The 8,160-nt window shown below is 40.4% G+C and carries 10 protein-coding genes; 3 read left to right on the forward strand and 7 right to left on the reverse strand.

All coding sequences use genetic code 11. The features are described 5' to 3' along the window. The first annotated feature begins 113 nt into the window (after window positions 1–113). Complete coding sequence (locus BV375_RS13560) at window positions 114–818, forward strand: microbial rhodopsin family protein (RefSeq protein WP_086761271.1); 705 nt, start codon at window positions 114–116, stop codon at window positions 816–818. 115 nt (window positions 819–933) lie between these two features. On the opposite strand, the gene BV375_RS13565 is transcribed toward BV375_RS13560, so the two are convergent. From BV375_RS13565 to BV375_RS13580, 4 genes are all read right to left on the reverse strand, one after another. Continuing rightward, a complete protein-coding gene (locus BV375_RS13565; RefSeq protein ID WP_243713940.1) occupies window positions 934–1,422 on the reverse strand; it encodes a rhodanese-like domain-containing protein in 489 nt (162 codons plus the stop codon). Between the two features lie 110 nt (window positions 1,423–1,532). Then, complete coding sequence (locus tag BV375_RS13570) at window positions 1,533–1,913, reverse strand: hypothetical protein (protein ID WP_086761273.1); 381 nt, start codon at window positions 1,911–1,913, stop codon at window positions 1,533–1,535. Window positions 1,914–2,032: 119 nt separating this feature from the next. Then, a complete protein-coding gene (pip, locus tag BV375_RS13575) occupies window positions 2,033–2,980 on the reverse strand; it encodes a prolyl aminopeptidase (RefSeq protein ID WP_086761275.1) in 948 nt (315 codons plus the stop codon). Between the two features lie 228 nt (window positions 2,981–3,208). Further along, window positions 3,209–4,489 carry a S41 family peptidase gene (locus tag BV375_RS13580; RefSeq protein WP_086761276.1) on the reverse strand — a complete coding sequence of 427 codons (1,281 nt, stop codon included), beginning with the start codon at window positions 4,487–4,489 and terminating at the stop codon, window positions 3,209–3,211. Window positions 4,490–4,577: 88 nt separating this feature from the next. Here BV375_RS13580 and BV375_RS13585 point away from each other — a divergent pair, with 88 nt between their 5' ends. Then, on the forward strand, window positions 4,578–4,808 hold the full coding sequence (locus tag BV375_RS13585) for a hypothetical protein (protein ID WP_143842078.1): 231 nt from the start codon (window positions 4,578–4,580) through the stop codon (window positions 4,806–4,808). A 208-nt stretch (window positions 4,809–5,016) separates the two neighbouring features. On the opposite strand, the gene BV375_RS13595 is transcribed toward BV375_RS13585, so the two are convergent. From BV375_RS13595 to BV375_RS13605, 3 genes are all read right to left on the reverse strand, one after another. Beyond that, complete coding sequence (locus tag BV375_RS13595; protein WP_086761282.1) at window positions 5,017–5,568, reverse strand: alpha/beta hydrolase; 552 nt, start codon at window positions 5,566–5,568, stop codon at window positions 5,017–5,019. A gap of 240 nt (window positions 5,569–5,808) precedes the next feature. Then, a complete protein-coding gene (gene rppA / locus BV375_RS13600; protein WP_086761284.1) occupies window positions 5,809–6,507 on the reverse strand; it encodes a two-component system response regulator RppA in 699 nt (232 codons plus the stop codon). Window positions 6,508–6,737: 230 nt separating this feature from the next. Continuing rightward, window positions 6,738–7,364: an MOSC domain-containing protein gene (locus tag BV375_RS13605; protein ID WP_086761286.1), complete on the reverse strand. Its 627-nt coding sequence runs from the start codon at window positions 7,362–7,364 to the stop codon at window positions 6,738–6,740. Window positions 7,365–7,692: 328 nt separating this feature from the next. On the opposite strand from BV375_RS13605, the gene BV375_RS36860 reads away from it, so the two are divergent. Next, a complete protein-coding gene (locus BV375_RS36860) occupies window positions 7,693–7,869 on the forward strand; it encodes a hypothetical protein (protein WP_166507441.1) in 177 nt (58 codons plus the stop codon). Window positions 7,870–8,160: the final 291 nt, after the last annotated feature.

Here is an 8,160-nt window from a genome sequence, read left to right on the forward strand (position 1 = left end):
TTGCTGAATAACATAGCATAAATTCTTTGCGAATCAGAAGATTCCCGATTTATTTAATAAATTTGTAATCTGAATATTTAGATTTTCAATTACCAAAAATCAAGAAAATTTCTATGACTCAAACTTGGCTGTGGATTGGTGTCATCAGTATGGCATTGGGAAGTGTTTTTTTTGGAATAGGGGCACACAATGCCAAAAATGAACGCTGGCAAATACTATATACACTTAATTTTTTCATTTGCTTGATTGCTGCTGGACTATATTTAACAATGGCACTCGGTCAAGGAGTTAATATCATCAATGGTCGTCCAACGTATTGGGTGAGATTTGTCACCTGGTTTTGTTCAACGCCGCTGTTGCTGCTCGATTTGACTTACTTAGGAAAAACTAGCCTAGTAATTACAGGTAGCTTATTGGGAGCAAACGCTTATATGCTTGCCACAGGCTTCCTGGCTACAATTACACCTAAGCCAACTAGCTACATTTGGTATATTGTTAGTTGCGCCGCTTACCTTGCTATTTTTTACTTATTAGTGAAGCCGTATCGCATTGAGGCAGAACGCAAACATCCCCGATCCAAGCAAGCATTCCGTAAGCTAGTGACTGTGCATTTAGTGCTATGGACACTCTATCCAATTGTGTGGATTCTTAGCCCTGAAGGATTCAGTGCTTTCGATCAAGGTCTAGAAGCAATGTCCTATACAATACTGGATATTGCCTCTAAAGTTGGGTTTGGTTTTCTATCGTTAAACACCCTACGTAATATAGAGCAAGCAAGAGAACCGATTAGTGAATCGCAGTTAAAACAGGTATTTTGAGAAATAAAACTGCATTTTTGCTGATTGGAAAACAATTCAAAATTTCACCAACTGTATTGGTAGAACTAAGAATGCCCTTTACTCAAATCAGAGTTGAGATGAGTAAATCGGTGTTCTAGTTCTGAGCATGGTAGGTAGCTTTTAGCAATTTTCCCCAATTTGCGTCATAGGGATGCACAAGCTGCGTTGGATGGTTGTCATCTTTAAAAATCGGTCGTCCTTCATTTGCCCACTGAAAAATACCACCACTCAAATTGAAAATAGAGGTAAACCCTTGCCTCTGAAGCTGTTGGGCAACCTTGGCACTACGATAGCCAATTGAACAGTACACGACAATTGGTGTGTCTTTTGAAATGTTCGAGGTTGCTGATAAATCTAGCGCCATAGGGTCAATACGTACTGCTGCTTTTAAATGGCTGACTTCATACTCTGCTTGACTTCTAGCATCAACTACAAACGGCTGTGGCTTTGCAAAATCTAATAACCACTTAGCAAAATCTGCTGTCGTAATTTGCTCGACAGTTAGAAATTTCAGCCTGATGAAAAGGTTGAGTAAGTTTAGGACTAGTGACGTTTGACTACAAGCTGCTATCAGTTTACGCAATTTTTAAAATTTATTTTTTCCTAACAATAGAATTCAAATTAATATTAATTTACATTATTTGTCTTGGCTTTGAACACTAAATAAAAGAATTTTGGTTTTGTGCTTAATGCTTAAATCCCCTCAACTTTTTTGGGTGCAAGATGCAAGTAGTAGCGTAAGAATTCAAGAAAATTATGCGGTATGGGTCTTGGATAATTAGAAAATTCTCCACTAGTTACAATAAAGCCAATAATAAACGTGATTATAACCCCTAACATCCCAATGCCTATTGATGCTCGTTTTTTCATTCTCCAATGTTGCGCTAATTTTGACATTATGTATCCACTGACGGTAAATGAAACAAACATGATCGGTGCCTGAAAGAAAATCAGACCCAACAAATTTGCCGACGCATTAATGCCAATTTCATAGTAATTCCAGTAAGCAGAAATCAGGTGAATAAAAAAAAGTGTCGTGGGAATGGAAATAAAAATATAAAAGCTTAGAGTCATAAACAAAAACCGTTGATTCTATTGGGTAGGCTGTTTCATCTAATGAATCTTTTTTAAGACACTATACACCCTGAACAATGTTTACAAGTATCTTCAGCTTCTCTATTTCTTTGCTTTTGTTACAAGCTGGCAAACTGATCTGTTGCTTCAATCAAAGCACTGCGAATCCCTGGCTCACTGATTGAGTGTCCTGCATCAGCTACAACTACAAATTTGGCTTCTGGCCAAGCGCAGTGTAATTCCCAAGCTGATACCATTGGGCAAACGACATCATAACGTCCTTGGACAATTACTGCTGGAATGTGGCGAATGCGGTGAATATTTAGCAGCAATTGATCTTCTGGCTCAAAAAATCCTCGATTGATAAAGTAATGACATTCAATGCGAGCAAAAGCCGAAGCAAACTCATTCTCGCCAAACTTTTGCATCAATTCAGGGTCGGGAAATAGTTTACTGGTACTAGCTTCCCAAACTGACCAAGCACGAGCAGCTTCTAGTCTAATTTGGATATCTGGACTAGTTAAACGTCGGTAATAAGCATAAAGCAGATCATCACGTTCATCTATCGGAATTGGTTTGAGATATTCTGCCCAAGTATCAGGAAAGATATAGCTTGCACCTTCTTGATAGAACCAACGCAATTCTTTTTGTCTGAGCATGAATATGCCGCGTAAAATTAAGCCTGTGCAACGAGAGGGATGTGTTTGACTGTAAGCTAATGATAAGGTACTTCCCCAACTACCACCAAAAACTACCCACTTCTCGATACCTAAATGCTGACGTAGTTTTTCAATATCGTTAACTAAATCCCAAGTCGTATTTTCGTTCAATTCAGCATGGGGTGTACTTTGACCACAACCACGTTGATCAAACATTACTAAACGCCACTTTTCTGGGTGGAAGTACTGCCGATAAACAGGGAGATAACCACCACCAGGCCCCCCATGAAGTAATACAATAGGCTTGCCATCTGGGTTGCCAGACTCTTCAAAATGAATTGTGTGGAGGCTAGAAACTTGTAAATTACCTTCGCGGTAGGGTTCGATAGGTGGGTAAAGTTCTTGCATTCTCGTGATTTTACAAGCAATGATAATGTATTTGTACTTTAGCGAGCAATAACATTCAATGGCTTCATAAACTGTGTTGAACTACTGAAGATGGAAGCAATTGCTCTTTGACTTACCCCGTAAGACATTAATTTGTCTTGTTCTTTGAAAATGAGCGATCGCACAGCGAAATGTGAGCTTGAAAACTAGAGTTTGACAACCTAATAATTACAGCCCATGTTAATAGGGCTATTTTAATGCCTGTAGCAAAGTTTCTATAGCTCTCTCTTTTTGCGGATCTGCTCCTTGAGCATATTCTAAAGAGAATGGAACGTTAATATCTGGTGTCACCCCCTTGCCCTCTAACCTTTGATTATCGTTAAGAAAGACATTGGTGACTGCTACATAAAGCAGACTGCCATCCTGCATGATAAAAGGACGACCAGCAACTACTGCTCCCGCAGTTTTAGTTCCAATAACTGGCCCAATTTGACTTTGCTGAAAGCTGAACGCCAGAATTTCTTTACTGCTGCGGCTACCTTCATTGACGACCATCACCACAGGTTTTTTCCATTGATAGTTATAAGTGTATCGCCTGTTATTACGTTGAACATTAGTGACGGTTGGACTTTGTTTGGCAGTAAAGATGTTGAGATAACTAATATCTCCGCCTCCCCATCCATCTCTAAGATCCAAAATCAACCCATCTGCGTTTTTCAAGCGACCATAGATGAGTTCATCCTGAAATTGTTGCTGGTATGGATCTGCTGCGTTAGACCAAATATGAATATAACCAACTTTCTTTTCTTGTCGTTCAACGATCTCAATACTAGCTGTTTGAGCTGCTAAAAACATTGTGCTGGCATCTAGTAGCTGCGGTACAACTACAATTTCTTGCCGACTGCTAGCTGAGGGCGATCGCTGGATTAATATCTTAACTGTTTGTCCTGCTTTGCCAGCGAAAGAGCGAATTGGGTGATATATGTTACCATCAACACTAATAATTTGGTCTCCTACCTTTAAGCCAGCTTTAGCAGCAGGACTTTCATCGAGAATAGAACTAGCAAAGGTCTTGCTATTGATGTCTTTAGTAAATAAGCCAATACCAGTGTATTCAATTTTGCCTGTGGGAAAAAACTTTTTTAATTGCTTCTGTAACTCACTACTCATAGGCTGAAAAATTCCTAAAAGCTGGTAGTAAGCAGGCTCATTTTGAGTATATAAGTGTGTATGAGAAGTTTGTAGTTCAGAGAGCATCTGGTTGATTGCAGTAGCGACCTCTTCGCTCGATTGAGCTTGTATTATTCGGGGTTGATATTTTTCTTTAACGGCTTTCCAATTAACTCCATTAAATTTCGGGTCGTAAAAATTATCGTTGACTGTTTGCCAAACTTGCGCAAAAATTTGAGCTTCCGGTTTTGCTAGTATTGGCAGCAATGGCGAACTCAACCACAGCATAAACAAAACACAAATGCTCAAAAGCAACGCTACAGCTAAACGTCTTAAGTAGAGGAGTCGAAATGTTTTCATCTGATTTTGGCTCTTTAATCAGCGAGATTACAGCAACTGATGACAATTCCAGGAAAAAATGAGACGCGTAGGTTGGGGAGCCACTGACGTGGGCGGGTTTCCCAACTTGAGTGAAGTGGCGTTTGAACTCAGTGAAACCCAACAATTACAAGACTTTGAAGTGTTGGGTTTCGTTCCTCAACCCAACCTACATCCACTACATCCACATCATATTTTTGTGAAATGGTATGATGACAATTCCTTGTTATTAGTTCTGCTGATAAATTTAGCGATCGCTCGGTTGAGTTTGCTGGCTATCGCTAATGCTTGCTGCATTTGATGCCAGTAGAAAAATTTCACTTTCTGCCTCATCCAAAAACTTTCTACATTAACTCTACCACTGGGTGTACATTTTACCAAAACAGCCTCAAAAAAGCTGTAGATTATTTATTGCAGATATTGAAATTCTTGCGTGTAGAGAATGCTTTCACAGGCACTCAAATGGGTTGCATGAGCTTACTAACTAAACCATATTCATCAATAAGCAACTAATTCAAAGATGTAGGAATATGCAGAACCGTTTGCAGTTTTTCTGCCAAAATATATAGTTGGTTATAAGTCTGGGCAAGACGATCGCCCTCAACAATAACTTCTGTTGCTGGATAGTTTTGAATAATTTCAATCAATGAAATTTTATGATCTTTGTTAGCAGATAAAACAATAGCTGAACGCAAAGCCTGTCGATTTGCCTGACCGGAAGGAGTACTAATTGACTGACCAATTCGATCCAATAGAAATTCACCAATTCGGTTATTTAGTAAACGATCTAAAATAACAGGATTGGCATTTACCTCTTGCGCCAAGATTCTGCGAACTTTTTGTGGGTCTTGACGAGCCTGATTAAAGTAGAAATTTAAGCTAGATGAAACTTCTCCAGTTTCGGCAAGCTTTGCTAATTCATTAACTGATACAGATGGACGAAAAATATTGTATTTAAGGACAACCTTTTCGGCAGCGATCGCACTGTTACTGTAAAGTAGGATAGCAATAATTGCTATTATAGAAAAAGTGCCTTGTAATTGAAAAATCAAGGATTTCATTGCTTTAGTCTTTTAAATTAGAAAGTTTATAAAATTTAAATAATATAATTTTTATGTTTAATGCTCAAGCTTTATATTAATTCTAATTATTTTAAGATAATTTTTATTATTAAACCTCACCCAAAAGTTATATAAAAAAGCGAAATATATATTTTTTGGCTAGGGAGCCATTGCCAAAAAATATATCCGCAGTGTTTTGAAATAATTCGTTCTATGTAAAGATAAATAAGGAGAATACATCTATTCATCAGGGCTTAAGTTAACATTTTTAGGCACGTCGAAGCGATAACCCATACCATAAACATTTTCTACCCAATCTTTCGCTCCAACTGTTTGCAGGCGTTGTCGCAGTCGCCGTACCAATGTTGTTACAGCATTACTTTCTGGTTCTGCTCCCCATCCCCAAAGAGCTTGTTCAATTTGAGTATGAGATAAAACTTGGCGTGGGTGACGCATTAGATATTCCATCAACTGAAACTCGCGACCAGATAGTTGAACTGTTACCTGATTTCGCTCTATTGTCAGGTTGTTTAAGTTGAGGTGTAAATCTTCTAAGGTGAGAATGTCTCCCTGCCAAAATGGGGAACGTCTTGCTAAAGCTCTTACCCTTGCCAGTAATTCCATTACATCTATGGGTTTAACTAAATAATCATCTGCACCCGCATCCAAACCTGTTACTTTATCTGGGGTAGTGTCTTTAGCGGTAAGTATCAACACCGGAGAAGTTTTCCCAGCCTGTCGATATTCCTGGCAAAGTTGAACTCCGCTCACATGAGGCAGCATCCAGTCTAAGATGAGCAAATCATAATCTTTTTGAGATAAAAGCCATTGGGCAGTTTCGCCATCTTCTATGGCATCAACAATATGTCCAGCTTTAGATAATGCAGCTCGCAATGGTTCTAATTGGGCGGGGTCGTCTTCCACCAATAAAATCAACATAGGCGATCGCTGTATTTTTTTCTTGATCGTAAGCTGTTTTAACGCGAGTCAATCGCGGGCACGGCAGTGCTGGCGATCGAACTAATGTAGATAATGCTGCCGCCCGCTTCCGCCGGGATTTAAATCTCCGGTTTAGTATTCGGGTTGCCAGTTTCGAGTAATAAAACTGTTGTTTCACTATCTTGTGTCAGACGGTTGGCGACCACGCAGCCTTAATTTCATTTACCTACTTACCGCTGGAAATAGTCGCGCCAGCTTTGGGGTAAGGCTTCAAGTTGAGTGGCACGGCGAAGTAACTCTGGATTGTCTTGCTCACGCACATAAAGTTGAGTGATATCGGCAACCGTGATGTTGTTATCATCCCGGCTCACCAACTCTAAAGTGTCTCCGACTCCGACTTCGCCCTCTTGCAAAACACGGCAGTAAAATCCGGTTCGACGACTTGCAAGAAATCGTTTAACCATATCAGGTCGTCCAAACCGAATTCCAAGTTTGTAGCAGGGTAGGCGAGGTTGTGTCACCATCAACATTACAGTGCCAATCCCGAAACGATCGCCAATGTTCACTTCCTCTTCTCTTAGCCCAGTGGTCGTAAAATTTTCGCCAAAGATACCTAGCGGCAGATCTGTGTCAGGCAATTCACCTCGCCAGTAATCGTAATGCTCGAAGGGGTATACATAGACAGCTTTATCTAGTCCTCCATGAACGGTTAAATCAGCCTGTCCATCCCCGTCTAAATTAAGCGATCGCAGCATGACACGCTCGCTGACTGGCTCTTTAAAGATTCCAGTTGTAACTGTTTTCCCTTTCCAAGTTACTTCACGTGGAAGTCCTACGTTAACAGAAATGAGTTTCATCTTCAGCTCCAAAGTTTTTGGTCATGAAGAAATGGCAGCCCTCTACATTAATCCGTCTTCCTTGCTTTCTGAACAAGACCCTTATATTTAGGGTGAGGTAGCTTAACGGCTTAAATTATGTCTGAATTCGATACTGTACTTAGGCGTTGTTGCTAAAACTTTTTTAATTGCAGCCGTACCCATAGTAATATGAAATTTCCCAGCGCGATCGCACTATTTTTATACCTGGCTTCTGCACCGATTTCTTTCATTGCTAAGTTCAAAGTAGCATCATGCCGAGTGTAAGGCTCCGGGCGGCCCCAGAATTTCGTCGCCGATCTCGGTGGAAATGCGATCAAACAGCGCCATGTCCGGTGCTTCTGTATTATCCTGTGTACCAACTGCTGTAATTAGTCGAGCAAAGCCACTCGACGCAGTAACGACCAACCCGCGAGCTGGCCGATCGCTTAGCGCAGCGACTACGTGGGGTGTGCCAGCAGGAATCAGGAAGTTTTTACCAGCCTAGACCGTGAATTCCCCTTCTAGCACGTAGAGTTGTTCGGAATAGCGCGTGTGGCGATGGAGGGGTGTTTGTGTGCTAGAAAGAAGGTAGCCTTCGATGAGATCGTACTGACCTCCTGTAGTGGTGTGAAGCCAAAAACCCAGAAAGATTGTGCCATTAGATTACTCCTATTGATTAATTGCTTGCGTAATAATACCAATTTGAAAAAAGAATGCGACAGATTGTAGGGGCACGGCAGTGCCCATTGGTGTCAACTTAAGCCAAAAGTAACTATAAGATGTAATCTAAGAACAT

Source organism: Nostoc sp. 106C (assembly GCF_002154725.1).
In the GTDB taxonomy this organism is placed as follows: Bacteria; Cyanobacteriota; Cyanobacteriia; order Cyanobacteriales; family Nostocaceae; genus Aulosira.

Excerpts from the sequence above, each read along its gene's own strand:
- BV375_RS13570 (WP_086761273.1), bottom strand. The coding sequence starts at position 1,913 with ATGACTCTAAGCTTTTATATTTTTATTTCCATTCCCACGACACTTTTT.
- BV375_RS13580 (WP_086761276.1), bottom strand. The coding sequence starts at position 4,489 with ATGAAAACATTTCGACTCCTCTACTTAAGACGTTTAGCTGTAGCGTTG.
- rppA (WP_086761284.1), bottom strand. The coding sequence starts at position 6,507 with ATGTTGATTTTATTGGTGGAAGACGACCCCGCCCAATTAGAACCATTG.
- BV375_RS36860 (WP_166507441.1), top strand. The coding sequence starts at position 7,693 with ATGCGATCAAACAGCGCCATGTCCGGTGCTTCTGTATTATCCTGTGTA.
- BV375_RS13560 (WP_086761271.1), top strand. The coding sequence starts at position 114 with ATGACTCAAACTTGGCTGTGGATTGGTGTCATCAGTATGGCATTGGGA.
- BV375_RS13605 (WP_086761286.1), bottom strand. The coding sequence starts at position 7,364 with ATGAAACTCATTTCTGTTAACGTAGGACTTCCACGTGAAGTAACTTGG.
- BV375_RS13595 (WP_086761282.1), bottom strand. The coding sequence starts at position 5,568 with ATGAAATCCTTGATTTTTCAATTACAAGGCACTTTTTCTATAATAGCA.
- pip (WP_086761275.1), bottom strand. The coding sequence starts at position 2,980 with ATGCAAGAACTTTACCCACCTATCGAACCCTACCGCGAAGGTAATTTA.